Source organism: Xaviernesmea oryzae, assembly GCF_900109605.1.
GTDB lineage: Bacteria > Pseudomonadota > Alphaproteobacteria > Rhizobiales > Rhizobiaceae > Xaviernesmea > Xaviernesmea oryzae.
The window spans coordinates 23,235-42,771 of the sequence record NZ_FOAM01000003.1; the positions used below are offsets into that span (position 1 = coordinate 23,235).

The following is a 19,537-nucleotide window of genomic DNA, read 5'->3' on the forward strand; positions in this document are numbered from 1 at the left end:
CTTACTCCGCTGCCTGCATCACCGCCCCATGAGGGGTCGCGTTCCGGGTGAACTCGTCGATCCGCTTTTCCATTTCCGGACGGAAATTGCGGATCAGACCCTGGATCGGCCAAGCGGCCGCGTCCCCAAGCGCGCAGATGGTATGACCCTCCACCTGCTTGGTCACGTCGAACAGCATGTCGATCTCACGCTTTTGCGCGCGACCCTGAACCATGCGCTCCATCACGCGCATCATCCAGCCCGTGCCTTCGCGACACGGCGTGCACTGGCCACAGCTCTCATGCTTGTAGAAAGCCGCCAGCCGCCAGATCGCCTTGATGATATCCGTCGACTTGTCCATGACGATGACGGCGGCCGTGCCGAAGGACGACTTGACGTCGCGCATGCCGTCGAAATCCATCGGCGCGTCGATCATGTCGGCGGCCTTGACCACCGGGCAGGACGAGCCACCAGGAATGACTGCAAGCAGATTGTCCCAACCGCCGCGAATGCCGCCGCAGTGTCGCTCGATAAGTTCGCGGAAGGGAATGCCCATGGCTTCTTCGACCGTGCAGGGACGGTTGACGTGGCCGGAGACCATGAACAGCTTCGTACCGACATTGTTCGGCCGGCCGATGGCAGAGAACCAGCCGGCGCCACGGCGCAGGATGGTTGGCGCGACGGCGATCGACTCGACGTTGTTGACCGTGGTCGGGCAACCATACAGGCCCATATTGGCCGGGAATGGCGGCTTCAGGCGCGGCTGGCCCTTCTTGCCCTCAAGGCTTTCGAGCAGCGCCGTTTCCTCGCCGCAAATGTAGGCGCCGGCGCCGTGATGGACGAAAATGTCCATGTCCCAGCCGTGCTTGTTGTTCTTGCCCAGCAGGCCCGCATCGTAGCATTCGTCGATGGCGCGCTGCAGTGCCTCGCGCTCGCGCATATATTCGCCGCGCACATAGATATAGGCGGTGTGCGCGCCCATGGCGAAGCTCGCGATCAGGCAGCCCTCGATCAGCGTGTGCGGATCGTGGCGCATGATGTCACGGTCCTTGCAGGTGCCAGGCTCCGACTCATCGGCGTTGACGACGAGATAATGCGGGCGCCCGTCGCTTTCCTTCGGCATGAAGGACCACTTCAGGCCGGTTGGGAAGCCGGCGCCGCCGCGGCCGCGCAGGCCGGAGGCCTTCATCTCGTTGATGATCCAGTCGCGACCCTTTTCGAGGATCTGCTTGGTGCCGTCCCAGTGGCCGCGGCTCATGGCGCCCTTCAGCGACTTGTCGTGAAGGCCGTAGAGGTTCGTAAAGATGCGATCCTGATCCTGCAGCATGGGCTTATTCCTTGGCCTTGTCGGCGTTCTCGCCGGAGACATCAGCGCTTGCCTTGGCACCTTGCTTGTCGGTGGCCGGCGTCTTCAGCTTCGGATCGGTCTCCTCCGCATCGGCATTGGCGCGGCCGGCATTGGCCGGCGGCAGGCTGACGCCCGGCTGGGCGCTGCCCTGGGCGGAAGAGCCGGCGCTGGACGTCGGCGCCTCCGTCAACGTCGTCAGGCCACCCTCGGGCGCAGAATAGATGCGCTCGATCTGCGGACCCGGCTTGACCGAAGCACCCTCGCCCGCTTCGAAACGATCGATGATCTCTTCGAGCGCTTCGACGGTCAGATCCTCGTAGGAATCCTTGAAGATCATCACCATCGGTGCATTGACGCAGGCGCCCTGACACTCCACCTCTTCCCAAGACAGCGTGCCGGCTGCATTCGGCGTCAAGGGATCATGATGGATGCGATGGCGGCAGAGATCGATCAGCGCTTCAGACCCGCGCAGCATGCAGGGCGTGGTGCCGCAGACCTGGACATGTGCCCGGGTGCCGATCGGCTTGAGCTGAAACTGCGTGTAGAAGGTCGCCACTTCGAGGACGCGGATATAGGGCATGCCGAGCATGTCCGCGACATGTTCGATAGCGGCCTTGGTCACCCAGCCGTCCTGTTCCTGCGCGCGCATCAGAAGTGGAATCACCGCCGATTGCTGGCGTCCTTCGGGATATTTGCGAATCGTGGCTTCGGCCCAGACGGCATTGTCCGCACTGAAGGAGAAACCCTGCGGCTGGAGGCTTTCCTCGGCTAGTCGACGAACAGACATTCTTCCCGCACCTTCATCAGTTTCTCGATCCGGCCGTCGCAGCGCTCACGAGAGCGAAGGGGCCGGCGGCGTTGCTGGCGCGGCTGGCTGCCGCGTCGGAATTCTGGCTGCTGTCAGCAGCTTCGGCCAAGAGCCGATCGAGCGCCTGCAGGACGAAGCGGCGCGCGGCAACGGAACGAGGGCGCATCAGCGGTCGACCTCGCCGAAGACGATATCGAGCGAGCCGAGAATGGCCGAAACGTCGGCCAGCTGGTGCCCCCGACAGATGTAATCCATCGCCTGGAGATGCGCGTAGCCTGGCGCGCGGATCTTGCAGCGGTAAGGCTTGTTGGTGCCGTCGGAGACGAGATAGACGCCGAATTCGCCCTTGGGCGCTTCCACAGCGGCATACACATCGCCCTCGGGCACATGGTAGCCCTCGGTATAGAGCTTGAAGTGGTGGATCAACGCTTCCATCGAGCGCTTCATCTCGCCACGCTTCGGCGGAACCATCTTGCCGTCGAGCGAGGAGACCGGTCCGGTCTTGGCATCGCCCAGCAGGCGGTTGACGCATTGGCGCATGATCTTCACCGATTCGCGCATCTCGATCATGCGGATCAGGTAGCGGTCGTAGCAGTCGCCGTTCTTGCCGATCGGAATGTCGAAATCGAGATCGGCGTAGCATTCATAAGGCTGCGATTTGCGCAGATCCCATGCCGCGCCGGAGCCACGCACCATAACGCCCGAGAACCCCCAGGCCCATGCGTCATCCAGAGACACCACGCCGATATCGACGTTGCGCTGCTTGAAGATGCGGTTGCCTGTCAGGAGCGTATCGATGTCGTCGAGCGTCTTGAGGAACGGGTCGAGCCACTTGCCGATATCCTCGACGAGCTGGTGCGGCAGGTCCTGATGGACGCCGCCGGGGCGGAAATAGGCGGCATGCATGCGCGCGCCGGAGGCCCGCTCATAGAACACCATCAGCTTTTCGCGCTCTTCGAAGCCCCAGAGCGGCGGCGTCAGCGCGCCCACGTCCATGGCCTGCGTGGTGACGTTGAGCAGATGCGACAGGATGCGGCTGATTTCGGAATAGAGAACGCGGATCAGCTGCCCGCGGATCGGAACTTCGGTTCCCGTCAACCGTTCGACGGCGAGCGCGAAGGCGTGCTCCTGATTCATCGGCGCGACATAGTCGAGCCGGTCGAAATAGGGCACGGCCTGCAGATAGGTCTTGGCCTCGATCAGCTTCTCGGTGCCGCGGTGAAGCAGGCCGATATGGGGATCGACGCGCTCGACGATTTCACCGTCCAGCTCCAGCACCAGGCGCAGAACGCCGTGGGCGGCCGGATGCTGCGGGCCGAAGTTGATGTTGAAATTGCGGATATTATGTTCGTTCATCTTGAACCGTCCCGGTGTTCGGGCTGCTGATCGCCGGAAAATGCCGCGACCACTTCGGCCCCGGTCATCATCGTCGTCGTGTTGGCGAAGGCGTAGAAGTCAGGCTTTTCGTCTATGAAGACCTGCGCCTTGAAGCGCACATCCGTTTGATCGTCGAGCGCATGGGCAGACACCGTCCAGTGGCGTCCATCGCGCATGCGCCAGAACAGGCTCGACCCGCATTCGCCGCAGAACAGGCGCTCGGCCCAGTCCGACGAGGTATAGGCCTTGAGCGCTGCCTGATCAGCAAAGACCGGCGCCTCGCATGGCAGAACCATGAAGGCACCGCCGGTCCACCGCCGACAGGTGGCACAGTGGCAGGCATGCAGACCTGTATCGGCACGAAGCGTGAACCGCACCGCACCGCACAGACATTTGCCGGACCGCTCCGCCCTGTCGCGCGCCTCGCTCATCAGTTGGCTTTGGCCTTTTCATCACCGGGAAGAACGTAATCCGTTCCTTCCCAGGGCGAGAGGAAATCGAAATTGCGGAACTCCTGACGCAGCGCCACAGGCTCGTAAACGACGCGCTTGGCTTCGTCATCATAGCGCACTTCGACATAGCCCGTCATCGGGAAGTCCTTGCGCAGCGGATAGCCTTCGAAGCCATAGTCCGTCAGGATGCGGCGCAGGTCCGGATGGCCGGTGAAGAGAATGCCGTAGAGGTCATAGGCCTCGCGCTCGAACCAGTCGGCACCGGGATAGACTGCGGTTGCCGACGGCACCGGCTCGTCCTCACCGGTCGAGACCTTGACGCGCACGCGCAGGTTTCTGGTCGGCGACAGCAGGTGATACACGACGTCGAAGCGCTCTGCGCGCTGCGGCCAGTCGACGCCGCAGATATCGACGAAGTTTACGAACCGACAGCGCGGATCGTCGCGCAGGAAGGTCAGCACCGGGATGATCGCGTCACGCGTGGTCACCACAGTCAAATCGCCAAAGGCGATATTGGCCGAAAGCACCCGCTCGCCCAGCGCCTCGCGGATCGTGCCGGCCAGATCGTTCAAAGCTTCGATCATTGTTCCAGCCCCTAGCGCTCGATCGTGCCCGTGCGGCGGATCTTCTTCTGCAGCAGAAGCACGCCGTAAAGCAGCGCTTCTGCCGTGGGAGGACAGCCCGGCACGTAGATATCCACCGGAACGACGCGATCGCAGCCGCGCACCACCGAGTAGGAATAGTGATAATAGCCGCCGCCATTGGCGCAGGAGCCCATGGAGATGACGTAGCGGGGCTCCGGCATCTGGTCATAGACCTTGCGCAGAGCAGGCGCCATCTTGTTGGTCAGCGTGCCGGCGACGATCATGACGTCGGACTGGCGCGGGCTGGCGCGCGGCGCGAAACCGAAGCGCTCGACATCGTAACGCGGCATGGATAGCTGCATCATCTCGACGGCGCAGCAGGCCAGACCGAAGGTCATCCACATCAGCGAGCCCGTGCGGGCCCAGTTGATCAGTTCGTCGGTCGAGGTGACCAGAAAACCCTTGTCGGCGAGTTCGTTGTTAATCTCGCCGAAGAATGCGTCGTCGCTGCCGACAGGCTTGCCGGTATTGGGATCGATAATCCCCTTCGGCTGCTGTGCGACGAGCGTGTTGCCGGTTGCTACTCCCATTCGAGCGCTCCCTTCTTCCATTCATAGATGAAGCCGACGGTGAGGACACCGAGGAACACCATCATCGACCAGAAGCCAAACCAGCCCATGCCCTTGAAGGCCACAGCCCAGGGAAAGAGGAAGGCAACTTCCAGATCGAAAATGATGAACAGGATGGACACCAGATAGAAGCGAATGTCGAACTTCATGCGCGCATCGTCGAACGCGTTGAAGCCGCATTCATAAGCGGAAAGCTTCTCCGAGTCGGGCGCCTTGAAGGCCACGGCGAAAGGCGCGACGAGAAGCGCAAGACCGATCACCAGCGATATGCCAATGAAGATGGCAATCGGGATATAGGAACCAAGAAGGTCTGTCATTGTCTGTGTGTCCCTGCCCGCGGGGAAAACGCCAGATGGCGCCAAATCCTCAAGGAGACCGCAAGGCCGAAAGATGATGTTGCAACGCCCCGTCGTTACCGCAGCCGCTGCCCCCGCGCAAGTCTCGCGTCGGGTTTTAACGCCGCATCTGAACGGTGGATCGACCCAGCTGGGCCGATGTGCACCAGCCACATCATAGAGGGGAAGTTTATGCTTACGCATGTCATGGCTGGAGGGGTGAAGTTCAAGGGCCGGCAATCGGGCCGTACGTCAGCAGACATTGCCATCAGAGCCCGCCCATGAAGAGCCTCGTAGGCCCGCACATTCAATCTGAGGATGCGACATCAGGTCGCAGCATCCTGCGCGGATAGACTTGGCGAAGATGGATGACATGGCGCGAGTGACGGGGCTCGAACCCGCGACCTCCGGCGTGACAGGCCGGCACTCTAACCGACTGAGCTACACCCGCGTATTGTCGTCATGGCCATGAGGACCACACAAGATCCAGAGACTGGATCCGAAAAGAAATGGCGCGAGTGACGGGGCTCGAACCCGCGACCTCCGGCGTGACAGGCCGGCACTCTAACCGACTGAGCTACACCCGCGCATTGAGCAAGAAAAACAGAGATTTAGCTCAGCCCTTCCTGACCGGTGCAGCACCGCTGTCCCGATGAGCGGCTGTCTAAGGCGTTCCCCTGACGGTGTCAAGCGACTTTGAAGACAAAATCGTGACGGGCGACGTCGACAGATCTTCACGCCGGGCTTCCGGTCGATCCCGCCTCGTATCGCGGATGGCGATGTACCGGCAGCTGTGGCTTCGATCGGTGCCGCCCCACCGTAAACCTTGTCTACTGCGACGGCGATGTCAGGAGCACGTCCATAAGACGGAGCCTCGATTGGCGCGTTGTGGAGGCAGCCGCATCCCGGCGCGACTCCAGTTGGAGCCCATCAACCGTTCCATTTGTCCACAGGCAGTGAGGGCCACGTCAAAAAAATGATAAAAAGCAGCGAACCCCTCTTGCGGTTTTTTCTGCCGTCGAATAGATCACAGCCACCAACGCGGCGGGCGATTAGCTCAGTTGGTAGAGCGCCTCGTTTACACCGAGGATGTCGGGAGTTCGAGTCTCTCATCGCCCACCAGATCTTCCTAGTGTATGATGCTTCAAGGCCCTGTTATGACAGGGCTTTATGCATTTTTGGGATTAGCGAAAATCCCTCACCTTTCCCGAGTAAGGCCGATTGTTTCCTTGAGCAAGTTGCTGCTTAGCACTGACCGTGTCTGCCTTGCGGCACGACAGAGGGACCTGTTCGGCTGGCGCAATATACCTCTGTCGCGTACAATTTCCCTGTCGCGTATACGGCCGATGAGTTTCTCGCCCTTGAAAGTTTAAACCTGTAGCGGCGGCTCGTCGTTCTCATCCGGATTTGGGGTCGGCGCCTCATCTGGAAGCCGATCTGGCTCCGGCTCGGTGATTGGCGGCATGGGCGGGACGGCGGGGGGAACGCCAGGGGTCGGGCTGGGCGTCGGTTCACCTGGGATTTGGGCCTCGATCAGGCTCATGCTGTGTCCCTTTCCTTAGAATCTGCGATTCAATGGCGCATTTCGTTCTGCCGCATCGGCATCTGGTCGATCCGTTCGAAAATATCGCTGGGCTCAACCAGTCGGTCGATCAGTAATTTAACAGTGCCGTCCTTGCCGATCAAAGCCAGGCCGAAAAAGCCGGGCGCGACATCGAGATCCTGTCGGATGGCCTCGGCACTGAGCGCGTCGCCGGCGCCGAACAACGCGCGTACATGGTCTCGCCCGACAGACAACAACACGAGATCGCGCGAGCGCAGATCCTCCGGATCAGCCAGGAATCGTCGCGCCTGCTCAGTCGCCTGAACGTGGTCGTCATCTTCGAAGATCGCGATGACCCGATATTTCCACTCGAAATCCCGCAGGCTTGCGCCGCTTTCCACCGGATCGGATCCGACTCCCAACACTTCCGCTACGAGCGATTTGAACATGTCTTCACTCCTCTGCCTGATGGGGCGCTCCTGAACCCGTACATCGATACCCACGACGGCGGCGGACGTCTGCTGCGTACCGAACACAGCCGCCGCTGGCATCGTCAGCGATAACAGGCCGACCAGCCTGATCAGCCGCATGGTCGCGACGGGCATAGCAAACTCAGTCTATCGCCGAGCCTTGTGCACCCAGACGCTCATGGGCGAGATTTCGAATGGCCTCTTCCGCCTCATCGCGGGACCAACCCTCGGCTTGCGCCGTTTTGACCAGCGCGTCAGCGGACTGGGGCAGGTCGGGGCCGATGGCAGTTGCAAGAGGCAATGTGCCATCAGCGACGAGTTTTTCGAAGGCGGGGCGAATCGCCTCCTCGCAGCCCTGAGCGCGGGCGCTGGCAGCCAGCATCGAGGTAGCAGCGGCGGGTGACGTCATCGGAAGGCTTCCTTATGGTCGTGATGAGGACGCCAGCGCAGCCTGCGTTCACGTCCGACATACGGCGGTGTGTCATGGTTTTCCGATGGTCAAACGACCGCTCGCTGCGCTTTGTTCCGTCTGCACCAAGGCGCAGGTCGGCACGTGCCCTGCGGCGTCGCGCAAACGTTTCGCCGATCCTTTTGGCGCATTGCCGCAAACAGGCGATGACGCGTCCGTGAGGAGAGTTGGTTAGGTGTTTTGCGCCATCGCGCTTATCGTGACGGTGAAGGGGCTCGACCCATCGTCACACGCATCCGCGACGATCCGCTGACCTCGGGCAGGCTGCCCTGCGGTCTTTGACGGAGTGGCGCGCCTTGCCGACGCCAGCTTCGCGCAAGCTTGGGGGCGCGACATTGGCGATTCGCAGGATCTTCATGCGCCCAATCGATTCGGCAATGAGCGGACAGAGACAGGACTGACATGTGGTCAGCGGTTGGACCGTCTCAACGGACACATCAATTCTGGAGCATCGGATTGTCCCGGAAGCCGGTTCCCACTTTCCGGTCCGATGCATGAGGGGGACGAAGCCATGGTTCATAAAATGAATGACCGCAGGCAGAGCGAAGAAACCCGTTTGGAAGGACGCAGCCTGGACCAGTTGATCGCGGACTGCCGCGAGGATGGCGAAAGCCTTGGCCAGCGGCTGCATGTCTTCGATGCAGGCATTTTCGACCGTGCGCTTCTCGATGCCCTGGTGAAGGAAAACCGGAAGGCTGACAACAAAGGCTGACGCGACGTTCCGACCAGGCCCCTCGACCCGGCCAGACCTGCAAAAGCTCCCAGATTCACCGAAAGCAGGTTTTACAGCCTGTGCAATTGCACATCCGGGCAGACAGAGCGCGCGATCTCGCAGAGATGTTCGTGATGCGTCAGGTAGATGACCTGGCCCTTTAGCGCCATGTCGCCCATCAACCGGAAGGCGTGGCCGGCCCGCCGGTCGTCAAACGTCTCCATGATGTCGTCGGCGATAAAGGGCAAGGGATCGCGCAGTTCGGCGGTCTCGTGATAGCCAGCGATTCTCAGCGCCAGATAGAGCTGGAAGCGCGTACCCTTGGACAGGTCCTCGGCAAATTTCGTGGCGCCTCCGGCAGCCCGCGCGAACAGGACCTCCTTGCCTTTGGCCCTTTCGCTGCCCAGCCCTTCATAATCGCCGCCGCTGATGGCACTGAACGCTTGCGAGGCGCGCGCCAGCATGGCGCTGCGGTGGCGCTCGCGATAGAGGCGAAGTGCCTCTTCGCCGGCCAGAATGCCGGCCCGCAGCCGCAGGTAACGCAGCGCCCTCGCCTCGATGTCGGCCAGAACGGTCCGGCGCTGCTCCTCCAGATGCGCGGCGGCATCGCTGCCGGCAACGGCCGCCAGCGCCTTTTCCGCCGCGCGCCGGGCAACCAGTGCCTCGCCCGTCTCGCTCTCCGCATCGGCCAGACGAACCTCCAGCGCCGCGCGCTCTTCGGCAAGCGCCGTCCTGTCGAGCGCCTCCAGCTGCGCCTCGGCGTCCTCAGGGCGATCCACCTGCAGGCGCCGGCAGAGGTCGCCTTCCGCCTCACTGAGGCGCTGGCGTAGATGATGGCGGGTCTTGACCGCGTCCAGCCGGGTCGCAACCTCGCTCAGGCTTTCCGCATCGAAGAGGCGCAGCATCTCACGCTTCAGCGCATCGTGGCGATTCTGATCCTCCAGCAACCGCGCTTCGGCCTCCTCCTGCCGCCGCGCCTCCTCCTCCAGACGCTCGCCCAGACGCTCGGCCTCCTGCGCGACCTGCAGCCGGCGGCGCAAGGCGTCGAGCACGCTCAGCGGATCATCACCTTGGCCCATCGGCTGCAGGCGTGCCACGGCCGCACGGAAGGCGGCGCGATCGGCCTCCATGGCGGCAATCCGGTGGTCGAGATCGGCAAGCTTCACGGCCAGCGTCTCCGCCTCCTGCAGCACGCCGAGCAGCGGCAGAACCAGATCCGGCGGCGGAACCGCCGCGTCGCCCGGCTCGGCGCCAGCCGGCATGATCCAATCCAGAACGGCAGCCTGGGCCAGCGCACGCTGCCAATCAGTCTCCCAGCGTGCCTGTTCGGCTGAGGCGGCCTCATGATCCTCCCGCCGGCTTTCCAGAAGCGCCCGCGCGCTTTCCGCCGCCTCGCGTGCGGCCCTCTCGTCCCGCGCTTTATCCTGCGCGGCAGCGAGGCGACGCTCGGCAAAAGCCAAGAGTGCGTCGAAGCGCGACGGCAGAGCATCCTGTACGAGCGGGCTACCCTGCCCGCCCAGTGAGTCCGCACGCAGCAGGAGCGGCAGCAAGGCCTCGCTCAGGGCGGCGCGCAGGCCGTCCTCTTCCCGGGCGGCCTGCGTCCCTGCGCGGCGTGCGTCAATCAGCGCGGTGCGGGCGGCAAGCGCCTCCACCCGTCGTATCAGCCATGCGTCCAGCCGTGCCGGCGGCAGAGGCTTATCCAGGCCGCAAGCGCTGCAGGCAGACACCACCTCGTCATCGATTCGCGCCTGCTCTTGCCGGAGGGTCGCCAGTCGATCCTGGAGAGCCTGGCGGCGGGCCTGTTTGTCCCGCTTGGCTTCCGTCAGGTCGCGCAGGCGCGAGAGCTCGGCAGCATGGGCAAGCCGAGCCGCAACCGCCTCGTCATCCTCGGTCAAGGCGGCGCGGAAGCGTGTGGCAGTCTGCCGGTCAAGCGCATCTTCATGCGCTTGCCATGCGGCTTCGCGCGCTGCCCGCAGCCGCGCTGCCGCCTCATCCTCCACCAGTCCGCCACGGCTGGCGAGCGCATCGGCGCGCGCCGTGTCGGCGGCGAGATCCGCATCGATGTCCCCCAGACGCGCCTCGACCCTCAGACGCTCTTCTTCCAGGCTCGCCGTCCGCAGGCGCCAGCTGGCGACCTCCTCGGCAGCGGGCACGCCAAGAGCCGCCAGATCCTCCGGCGATCCGGCAAATGGCGACAGCGCCGCCAAACGCTCGGCAAGCTGCGCGCCCTCGGTCTGCGTCCGCCGTTCGGCTTCCTGTCGGCGCAGTGGCGCATCGCTGGCGCGCGCGGCGGCCAGCGCCTGCTTCAGCCGCTCCACCAGCTCGTCATCCACGCTGGCTGCCTCGGTTTCATCCTTGCCGCTCTGTACCGCCTGCCGAACGGCCTTCTCGGCAGCCGTCAGTTCGCGTCCGCTGGCCGCCACCCGTTCGGCCAGCTGGGCATGGCGGCGGGCAAGCGCCTGCAGGCGGGCAAGCTCGGCGGCGGGCACGATCAGCCGTGTCACGGCCACATCCTCAGCCAGTCCCAGCCGTGCGCGCACGATCGAAAGGTCGGCCAGCACGCGCTGGCGTTCGCTGACACGCACCGGCAGGTCTTGCGCGGCGGCACGCTCGCGCGCATCGAGATTGTCCTGCGTGAGCGCAGCCAGGCCTGCGGCAAGGCTCAGGGCGTCTGGGTCGCGCACCAGCCCCTCCATTGCCGCCTCGATCCGGGCGCGCGCTGCCTCGCTCTCCGCCAGGCGCGTGGCCAGCGCCACCTCCTCGCGCAGCAGGCCCGGAAGCTCCGAAAACCAGTGGCTCGGCGGCTCGGGAAGCTCGGCATAGGCCTCAAGCTCCTCCCGGCCGGCCTTCAACCGGGCAAGGATCGGCATGGCATCGATGGCGGCCCGGCAGTGCTCAAGCGCCGCCTGGAGGCTGGCGCGCGCAGCCACGGCGCGCTCATGCGCCTCCGTTGCCACATCCCGGTCGCGACGCAGATCCTTGAAGGCGCGGGCGGTAACGTCGAGCGCGGTCTTTTCCTGGCGCAGCCGGTCGAGCCGGTCCTTCAGCTCGCCCAGCTGATGCTTGCGCCCCTGCGGCTTGTAAAAGCTGTCGGCCTCGTTCTTCAGCGCTTCCAGCGCCGCGGCCGTATCCGGCAGGCCGGCACTCGCGGCAAAAAGCAGAGTGCCGAGTTCACCCTCGCTCTTCAAAATAGCATCGCCGCCCTTCTCGATCGTGTCATCATCGAGCGAGAACATCATGCGATAGCTGTCGCGATCGATCCCCGCCAGCGCCGCGGCAAAGAGGCCATCGGGCAAAGGCCGGTCGGCGGCATCGATCAGCGTGTTCTGTGCCCGCTTGACCCGGAAGACCTCCTGCGTGCCCACACCGGTTTCGATAATGCCGCCGACACGCATGGCTGGATAGGGATGCAGGAAGCCATAGGCGCTACGGGCCTCGATCCCGAAAAGAAGATCGAGAAAGCCGTTGAACAGCGTCGACTTGCCGGCCTCGTTCGGGCCGTAGACGATGTGCAGGTCCGCGCCCTGTCGGCGCGTGCCGAAATCCAGGCGCCGGTCGGTGAACTTGCCGTAGCGGACGAGATCGAGACGATTGAGGCGCATCAGGTAGGCTCACCGACGCCGCTGCCCGAAAGCGCGGCGAGAACGTCTTCTGCGCCCTGGATGGCCAGCATGGCCGTGAGATCTGCCGCCGCCGCTTCCTCGGCCACGAAGCGCTCACGCAACTCACGGGGCAGCTGGCCGAGAAAATCCTCGAACAGGACCTCTACCTCGCGGCGAAAGCCAGGTGCGGTGAGCACATCCTCGCGCATCAGCCTGCCAAGTTCCTCCACCGGATCGGCGCCGACGGAATTAGACCCTCCGGCGCCGGTGCAGGCGACCTCGACCGTCTCGATCCACAGGCCGTTGCGGCTGGCGGCCAGATTGACGGCCTCACCCAGCAGAAAATCCGGATCGCGGCGCAAGCGGGCGGCGAGTGGTGTCGCTCCGCTCAGCATCAGCCGGGCTATCACCTGGCCTTCGGCATGCAGATGGCGCCCGGCATCCAGGGCTCGGCCTATTGCCTGGAGCGCACCGCTCCAACTTTCCACGCCCGTCAGGTCGATCGAGATGCGTTCGAAGGCCGCCGTGCCGATGCGCCGTTCCTCATGGGTGAGTGTTCCGTCCTCGCCCACCGTCACCAGCGTGACCGACTTGCCGCCGGCTTCGTTGATGTCGCGCCCTTGCGGCATGCCGGGCATGACGATCAGCGGCTTTTCGCAATGAACCTGGCGCAGATGCACATGGCCGAGCGCCCAATAGTCGAAGCCGTGACCGATCAGCTCGCTTAGCGAGCAGGGTGCATAGGCGTCATGGCCGGGCGCACCGGCCAGGCTGGTATGCAGCATGCCAATATTGATCGCATCGGCGAAAGGCGGTTGGAAACCCGGAAGCAGGCTCTCCGGCGCGTGCGGATTGTCGAAACCGACCCCATGCACATAGACCGGACGGCCATTGGCAAGCGTGGCAGCCTGAACCGCGCGCTGCTTGCCGCTGAAGAGGTGGACATTATCGGGGAAGGTCAACTCGCGCTTGATCGTGGAGGCGGAGTCGTGATTGCCGCGAATGACAAAGACGCGAATACCCTGAGCGTCCAGCCGACGCAACTCGGCCGATAGAAACAGCGCCGTGTTCATCGAGGTCTGCGCGCCGTCATAGAGATCGCCGACGATCAGCAGGGCATCGACATCCTCGGCCAGGCAAAGATCGACGATGGCCGAAAGCGCCGCGCGGGTCGCGCCGCGCACGAGATCGGATAGATCGGCATTCTTGAGCGCGAGACTGGAAAGTGGGGAATCGAGATGGAGATCGGCGGTGTGGACGAAACGAAAGGGCATGGTGGCCTTCTCCCCCGGAGGGGCCGATTCTGCTGCAATCATCCGCAAGCTTGGCGAGGCTCAGACCGCGGATGGAAGTCGTCGTTTAGAGCGTTTTCCGCCGTCCCTGTCAAACCTCGGTGAAGACGGGCCCTGCTGCTGGCAGAGAATGCAAAACGCGCTATTTGACAGGGCGGTCCGGGTGTAGAATGAGAAGATATGAAAAAGGCTTTCGACGTTTCCGACAAGCTGTTCGAGCTCTACCACCGTGTTCATCGGCTTCTCAACGAGTCGATGACCGAGGAAGGCGTTTCGCTCGCACGCAGCAAGTTCCTCTTCTATCTCTGTAAGCTTGGCCCCTGTCGTTCGACCGACATCGCCGACGCACTGAAATTTGCACCAAGGACCGTCACCGAGGCGATCGACGGGCTGGAGCGCGATCGGCTCGTCGTCCGCCAGCCCGATCCGGATGACCGCCGCGCCAAGATCGTCTCGATCACGGAAATGGGTCGCCAGGCGCTCGAAGCCGCCGAAGGGCCGCGCAAGCAGATGATCGGCGAACTTTTCGCAACGCTCGACGATCGTGAGCTCGACCAGCTGCACGAGATCGTCGGCAAGCTGGTGATCAAGGCCGAAGACATGCGCGCCAAGCGCAAGGATGAGATCAGCAGCGCAGCCGAATAGGCGCTTTCTCGCAAGGTCCGGGCCATTCGCTCCGGGTCAGCCGCGTCCTGAACCTATGCGCTGTGGGCAGATCCTGACCGCCATCGCAATGCCTTTGTGCGCGCTCCTCCGACTCTGCCATCTGCTTTTTCTCAAAGCGTCCGGACGGGACGTGGGTGAGGCCCATAAAAAAGGCCCGGCGCGAGGCCGGACCCTGATTGTCTTCCACCGAGCGGTGGGGCGTCGAGCGCTTCGCCATACCGCTGCGCAGTACGGCGTAAGTCCGCTTTAGTTGACAGCGTCCTTCAGGCCCTTGCCGGCCGTGAACTTCGGCACGTTGCGGGCGGGGATGTCCACCTCGGCGCCGGTCGACGGGTTGCGGCCCTTCGAGGCTTCGCGGTGGCTTACGGTGAAGTTGCCGAAACCGACGAGACGGACGTCGCCGCCATTCTTCAGTTCGGCCTGGATGACGTCGAACAGGGCATCGACGGCCGAGGCTGCATCATTCTTGGAAATGCCGGCTTTGTCGGCCACGGCAGACACGAGCTCGTTCTTATTCATGTTTCCACCCTTTCATTCGGTTCGAAACGGTTTTGATCGCGCGGCCGCATGATCTCCTCCAAAGGAAGGGACCACGTGCTGCGTCAGTGCTGGGCGACTGCCCATTGGCGATAGTCCGGGCTTCTCAACCTCGGGACACTGCCACACAGGCGGGCGGCGCATCGTCGCGAACCGCCCGTCTTGGCAACCCAATCAACCCGAATGTGCCGGAATGCAAGGCTTTGAGGGCAATAATCATGAAAAAGACCGGCCAAAGGACCGGTCTTTCACAAAAAAAGCCGTGAGGAGAAGCGGGCGAGCCCGCCCCTCCAGGCTTTAGTGGGCGAAACCGGCGGAAGCCTCGTCCGCATCGGCAGACGGCTTCATCGCCGCGGCCTGCTTTGCGGGGCTCCACTCGATGGCTTCAGGCATGCGTGTCAACGCATGCTGAAGCACCTCGCCGATCATGGAGACCGGAACGATTTCCAGCACGTTCTTCACATTGTCCGGAATATCCGCCAAGTCCTTGGCGTTTTCTTCCGGGATCAGCACCTTCTTGATGCCGCCGCGCAGGGCCGCCAGCAGCTTCTCCTTCAGGCCGCCGATCGGCAGAACCCGGCCACGCAGCGTGATCTCGCCGGTCATCGCCACGTCCTTGTTGACAGGAATACCGGTCATGATCGAGACGATGGCGGTGGCCATGGCGACGCCTGCCGACGGACCGTCCTTCGGCGTTGCGCCTTCGGGAACGTGCACGTGGATGTCGTTGCGTTCGAACATCGGCGGCTCGATGCCGAAATCGATGGCGCGCGAGCGGACATAGGAGGCCGCTGCCGAAATCGATTCCTTCATCACGTCCTTCAGATTGCCCGTCACCGTCATGCGGCCCTTGCCGGGCATCATCACGCCTTCGATCGTCAGAAGTTCACCACCGACTTCCGTCCAGGCCAGACCCGTGACCACGCCGACCTGATCGACACGCTCGGCTTCGCCATGGCGATAGCGCGGCACACCGAGATAATCGGCAATGTTCTCGCCGGTGACCTCGACGCGTTCGCTCTTGCCCTTGAGGATTTCGGTGACGGCCTTGCGGGCGAGCTTCATCAGCTCGCGTTCGAAGGAGCGTACACCGGCCTCACGGGTGTAGTTCTGGATCACGGCGCGCAGGGCATCGTCAGAGACCGCGAACTCCTTGACCTGAAGCGCGTGGTCGGCGATTGCCTTGGGCAGCAGGTGGCGCCGCGCAATCTCCAGCTTTTCCTCTTCGGTATAACCGGCGATGCGGATCACTTCCATGCGGTCCATCAGCGGAGCCGGGATGTTGAGCGTGTTGGCCGTCGTGATGAACATCACGTTCGACAGATCATACTCAACTTCGAGATAGTGGTCCATGAAGGTCGAGTTCTGTTCCGGATCCAGCACCTCGAGCAGGGCCGAAGACGGATCGCCCCGGAAGTCCTGGCCCATCTTGTCGATTTCGTCGAGCAGGAAGAGCGGATTGGACCGCTTGGCCTTCTTCATCGACTGGATGACCTTGCCGGGCATCGAGCCGATATAGGTGCGGCGGTGACCACGGATCTCGGCCTCGTCACGCACGCCGCCGAGCGCCATGCGCACATATTCACGTCCGGTCGCCTTGGCGATCGAGCGGGCGAGTGAGGTCTTGCCGACGCCGGGAGGGCCGACGAGGCAGAGAATCGGGCCCTTGATCTTTGCCGAGCGCGCCTGCACTGCGAGATATTCGACGATGCGCTCCTTGACCTTGTCGAGGCCGAAATGATCTTCGTCCAGGACCTTCTCGGAGAGAACGAGATCGGTCTTGATCTTGGACTTCTTGCCCCAGGGAATCCCGGTCAGCCAGTCGAGATAGTTGCGCACCACGGTGGCTTCCGCCGACATTGGGCTCATCTGGCGCAGCTTCTTCAGCTCGCCATCGGCCTTTTCGCGGGCTTCCTTGGAGAGCTTGGCCTTGTTGATGCGCTCTTCCAGTTCGGCCATCTCGTCGCGGCCTTCCTCGCCGTCGCCGAGCTCCTTCTGGATCGCCTTCATCTGCTCGTTCAGGTAATATTCGCGCTGGGTCTTTTCCATCTGGCGCTTGACGCGCGAGCGGATGCGCTTCTCGACCTGCAGGACCGAAATCTCGCCTTCCATGAAGCCAAGCGCCTTTTCAAGGCGCAGCTTGACGCTGGTCGTCTCAAGCATTTCCTGCTTTTCGACGATCTTGATCGAGAGATGCGACGCCACGGTGTCGGCGAGCTTGGAATAGTCCTCGATCTGACTGGCGGCGCCGACGACCTCGGGCGAGATCTTCTTGTTGAGCTTCACATAGCTTTCGAATTCGGACACGACAGAACGGCTGAGCGCCTCGATCTCGACCGGATCCTCAGCGGGCTCTTCCAGCGCATGCGCATAGGCCTCGTAGAATTCCTCGCGGCGGGTGTATCCATCGATTTCGGCGCGCGCGCGGCCTTCCACCAGAACCTTCACGGTCCCGTCGGGCAGCTTCAGCAGCTGAAGAACATTGGCGATGGTGCCGACCTGATAGATGGCCGAGGGCTCCGGATCGTCGTCACTGGCATTGATTTGGGTGGCAAGCATGATCTGCTTGTCGGTACCCATGACCTCTTCCAGCGCGCGGATCGACTTCTCGCGTCCCACGAAGAGCGGCACGATCATATGCGGGAACACCACGATATCGCGCAGCGGCAAGACCGGGTATGTCGCGCTATCCGTTGCCGGAGACGTCTTTTTGGTCATTTCAGTTCCTTTCCGACCCGTTTCCAGGCCAATGCCAATGCGCATTCAAGGTGCGCCGGCTTATCAACTTCCTAGCAGAAGTGGCGTGTCCAAAGCCCGCTTTCAACCCTTTGCCGGCTCCCCGCTTTTGTCCGCGCCAACTTCTCAACCACGCTTGACCCAAGCGACGATTAGACGGGAGCGAACTAGCCTCAAGCTTGCCATGCCGCTCGCCTGACGCATCAACTTCGCGAAGGCCGAGGCGGGAGGCGTTCACAACGGCCGAAGACAGGCCGGGACGTCGTTACGCCATCATCGCGCCCATGATGAAATAGCGCAACCGCTCATTTGCGTGCGGCGCCCCACAGGCAGCACCAGCCCGCACCCATCCCGATTCTCGTCCCTTGTCGAGGCGGAAAACGGCTTCCAAGGCATGCTTGGTCGATCAACAAAGGCGCAAGAGATCCTCCGCCATCGCCGAAGCACGACATAGGCAGGCCCCTGCCCGTCAAGTGATTCGAAACAGTGTATAAACGGAAAAGGCCCGCACGATGGCGGGCCTCTCCTCAAGATTAGCGAGTGATCTCAGGCCGACACATTGGCCTTTTCGTCCGTCCGCTCCGAGTAGATGTAAAGCGGACGGGCCGAGCCCTTGACCACCTCGTCGGAGATGACCACCTCGCGCACGCCTTCCAGCGTCGGCAGCTCGAACATGGTGTCGAGCAGGATCTTCTCCATGATCGAGCGCAGGCCGCGCGCGCCGGTCTTGCGCACGATCGCCTTGCGGGCGATTTCGCGCAGCGCATCCTCGTGGAAGGTCAATTCCACATCTTCCATCTCGAACAGGCGCTGATACTGCTTGATCAGCGCGTTCTTCGGCTCGGACAGGATCTGGATCAGCGCTTCCTCATCGAGATCCTCCAGCGTCGCCAGAACCGGCAGACGGCCGATGAATTCCGGGATCAGGCCGAATTTTACCAGATCTTCAGGCTCGAGCTCGCGCAGGACTTCGCCAACCCGGCGATCCTCCGGCGCACGCACCGCCGCACCGAAGCCGATCGAGGTCTTCTCGCCACGCGCCGAGATGATCTTGTCGAGACCGGCAAAGGCGCCGCCGCAGATGAACAGGATGTTGGTCGTGTCCACCTGCAGGAATTCCTGCTGCGGATGCTTGCGGCCACCCTGCGGCGGAACGGAAGCGACCGTGCCTTCCATGATCTTCAGAAGCGCCTGCTGCACGCCCTCGCCCGAGACGTCCCTGGTGATCGAGGGATTGTCGGACTTGCGCGAGATCTTATCGACTTCGTCGATATAGACGATGCCGCGCTGCGCCCGCTCGACATTGTAGTCGGCAGCTTGAAGCAGCTTCAGGATGATGTTTTCGACGTCCTCGCCGACATAGCCAGCTTCCGTCAGGGTCGTCGCATCGGCCATGGTGAAGGGCACATCGATGATGCGGGCAAGCGTCTGGGCAAGATAGGTCTTGCCGCAGCCGGTCGGCCCGACCAGCATGATGTTGGACTTCGCCAGCTCGACATCCGAGCCCTTGGAGGCATGGGCGAGACGCTTGTAGTGGTTATGGACGGCGACCGAGAGGATGCGCTTGGCCTGCTGCTGGCCGATGACATATTCGTCGAGGACCTTGATGATCTCCTGCGGCGTCGGAACGCCGTCACGGCTTTTCACCATCGAGGTTTTGTTTTCCTCGCGGATGATGTCCATGCACAGCTCGACGCATTCGTCGCAGATGAACACCGTCGGCCCGGCAATGAGCTTGCGCACTTCATGCTGGCTCTTGCCGCAAAACGAACAATAAAGCGTATTCTTGGAGTCGCCGCCGTTGCTGCCGCTGACCTTGCTCATTTCAATTTCCTTCCAGCACGCCCGACGCCCTCAAGGGGGCGCCGCGGACACTCAAACCGCTCCGAAGGCCGACGCCCGTATGCGGGGCATCGGCGAACAGGGCCTTGGGAGCACGAACCGGCTTCAAACGCGACGTCCGAGTCCGGCGGCAACGAATCTCCCCCACCGAAACCG

General features: G+C 62.9%; 17 protein-coding genes and 3 tRNA genes. 3 read left to right on the top strand and 17 right to left on the bottom strand.

Going from position 1 to position 19,537, the window contains the following annotated elements; genetic code table 11:
• Nucleotide 1: 1 nt before the first annotated feature.
• The 10 genes from nuoF to BMX61_RS03770 all read right to left on the bottom strand — a co-directional run bounded on the left by nuoF (nucleotide 2) and on the right by BMX61_RS03770 (nucleotide 6,099).
• Entirely contained in the window at nucleotides 2-1,306 is a 1,305-nt protein-coding gene (gene nuoF / locus BMX61_RS03730; RefSeq protein ID WP_075628913.1) for an NADH-quinone oxidoreductase subunit NuoF, read from the bottom strand.
• A gap of 4 nt (nucleotides 1,307-1,310) precedes the next feature.
• Nucleotides 1,311-2,114 (bottom strand): NADH-quinone oxidoreductase subunit NuoE, encoded by an 804-nt coding sequence (gene nuoE / locus BMX61_RS03735; protein WP_075628914.1) that lies wholly within the window; start codon nucleotides 2,112-2,114, stop codon nucleotides 1,311-1,313.
• Between the two features lie 16 nt (nucleotides 2,115-2,130).
• Nucleotides 2,131-2,301 carry a hypothetical protein gene (locus BMX61_RS24590; RefSeq protein WP_170854897.1) on the bottom strand — a complete coding sequence of 57 codons (171 nt, stop codon included), beginning with the start codon at nucleotides 2,299-2,301 and terminating at the stop codon, nucleotides 2,131-2,133.
• Entirely contained in the window at nucleotides 2,301-3,491 is a 1,191-nt protein-coding gene (locus tag BMX61_RS03740; RefSeq protein WP_075628915.1) for an NADH-quinone oxidoreductase subunit D, read from the bottom strand. Before BMX61_RS03740 ends, BMX61_RS24590 begins: the two co-directional genes overlap by 1 nt.
• On the bottom strand, nucleotides 3,488-3,943 hold the full coding sequence (locus BMX61_RS03745; protein WP_075628916.1) for a GFA family protein: 456 nt from the start codon (nucleotides 3,941-3,943) through the stop codon (nucleotides 3,488-3,490). The genes BMX61_RS03740 and BMX61_RS03745 overlap by 4 nt, the downstream gene beginning before the upstream one ends.
• Nucleotides 3,943-4,548: an NADH-quinone oxidoreductase subunit C gene (locus BMX61_RS03750; RefSeq protein ID WP_075628917.1), complete on the bottom strand. Its 606-nt coding sequence runs from the start codon at nucleotides 4,546-4,548 to the stop codon at nucleotides 3,943-3,945. Before BMX61_RS03750 ends, BMX61_RS03745 begins: the two co-directional genes overlap by 1 nt.
• 11 nt (nucleotides 4,549-4,559) lie before the next feature.
• Nucleotides 4,560-5,138: a NuoB/complex I 20 kDa subunit family protein gene (locus BMX61_RS03755; protein WP_075628918.1), complete on the bottom strand. Its 579-nt coding sequence runs from the start codon at nucleotides 5,136-5,138 to the stop codon at nucleotides 4,560-4,562.
• Nucleotides 5,129-5,494, bottom strand: a complete 366-nt coding sequence (locus BMX61_RS03760) for an NADH-quinone oxidoreductase subunit A (RefSeq protein WP_075628919.1) — start codon at nucleotides 5,492-5,494, stop codon at nucleotides 5,129-5,131. Before BMX61_RS03760 ends, BMX61_RS03755 begins: the two co-directional genes overlap by 10 nt.
• A gap of 392 nt (nucleotides 5,495-5,886) precedes the next feature.
• Nucleotides 5,887-5,963: transfer RNA gene (locus tag BMX61_RS03765), tRNA-Asp, on the bottom strand.
• A 59-nt stretch (nucleotides 5,964-6,022) separates the two neighbouring features.
• A tRNA-Asp gene (locus BMX61_RS03770) sits at nucleotides 6,023-6,099 on the bottom strand.
• A gap of 459 nt (nucleotides 6,100-6,558) precedes the next feature.
• Here BMX61_RS03770 and BMX61_RS03775 point away from each other — a divergent pair.
• Nucleotides 6,559-6,634 (top strand) — tRNA-Val (locus tag BMX61_RS03775).
• A 450-nt stretch (nucleotides 6,635-7,084) separates the two neighbouring features.
• On the opposite strand, the gene BMX61_RS03785 is transcribed toward BMX61_RS03775, so the two are convergent.
• Both BMX61_RS03785 and BMX61_RS03790 read right to left on the bottom strand, forming a co-directional pair.
• Entirely contained in the window at nucleotides 7,085-7,660 is a 576-nt protein-coding gene (locus tag BMX61_RS03785) for a DUF4174 domain-containing protein (protein WP_234794591.1), read from the bottom strand.
• A gap of 7 nt (nucleotides 7,661-7,667) precedes the next feature.
• A complete protein-coding gene (locus BMX61_RS03790) occupies nucleotides 7,668-7,934 on the bottom strand; it encodes a hypothetical protein (protein WP_075628920.1) in 267 nt (88 codons plus the stop codon).
• 346 nt (nucleotides 7,935-8,280) lie between these two features.
• Here BMX61_RS03790 and BMX61_RS24245 point away from each other — a divergent pair, with 346 nt between their 5' ends.
• Nucleotides 8,281-8,706, top strand: coding sequence for a hypothetical protein (locus BMX61_RS24245; protein WP_139198872.1), 426 nt, complete (start codon nucleotides 8,281-8,283; stop codon nucleotides 8,704-8,706).
• A gap of 71 nt (nucleotides 8,707-8,777) precedes the next feature.
• Here the strand turns inward: BMX61_RS24245 and BMX61_RS03800 are convergent, their stop codons facing one another.
• Both BMX61_RS03800 and BMX61_RS03805 read right to left on the bottom strand, forming a co-directional pair.
• Entirely contained in the window at nucleotides 8,778-12,308 is a 3,531-nt protein-coding gene (locus tag BMX61_RS03800; protein WP_075628922.1) for an ATP-binding protein, read from the bottom strand.
• The gene (locus BMX61_RS03805) at nucleotides 12,308-13,582 is read right to left on the bottom strand and encodes a metallophosphoesterase family protein (protein WP_075628923.1); all 1,275 of its coding nucleotides are present in this window, start codon (nucleotides 13,580-13,582) and stop codon (nucleotides 12,308-12,310) included. The genes BMX61_RS03800 and BMX61_RS03805 overlap by 1 nt, the downstream gene beginning before the upstream one ends.
• 198 nt (nucleotides 13,583-13,780) lie before the next feature.
• On the opposite strand from BMX61_RS03805, the gene BMX61_RS03810 reads away from it, so the two are divergent.
• On the top strand, nucleotides 13,781-14,245 hold the full coding sequence (locus BMX61_RS03810; RefSeq protein ID WP_075628924.1) for a MarR family winged helix-turn-helix transcriptional regulator: 465 nt from the start codon (nucleotides 13,781-13,783) through the stop codon (nucleotides 14,243-14,245).
• A 267-nt stretch (nucleotides 14,246-14,512) separates the two neighbouring features.
• Here BMX61_RS03810 and hupB read toward each other — a convergent pair whose 3' ends face one another.
• The 3 genes from hupB to clpX form a co-directional block, all read right to left on the bottom strand.
• On the bottom strand, nucleotides 14,513-14,785 hold the full coding sequence (gene hupB, locus BMX61_RS03815) for a DNA-binding protein HupB (RefSeq protein WP_075628925.1): 273 nt from the start codon (nucleotides 14,783-14,785) through the stop codon (nucleotides 14,513-14,515).
• A gap of 315 nt (nucleotides 14,786-15,100) precedes the next feature.
• Complete coding sequence (gene lon, locus BMX61_RS03820; protein WP_075628926.1) at nucleotides 15,101-17,521, bottom strand: endopeptidase La; 2,421 nt, start codon at nucleotides 17,519-17,521, stop codon at nucleotides 15,101-15,103.
• Nucleotides 17,522-18,085: 564 nt separating this feature from the next.
• Complete coding sequence (gene clpX / locus BMX61_RS03825) at nucleotides 18,086-19,363, bottom strand: ATP-dependent Clp protease ATP-binding subunit ClpX (protein WP_075628927.1); 1,278 nt, start codon at nucleotides 19,361-19,363, stop codon at nucleotides 18,086-18,088.
• Nucleotides 19,364-19,537: the final 174 nt, after the last annotated feature.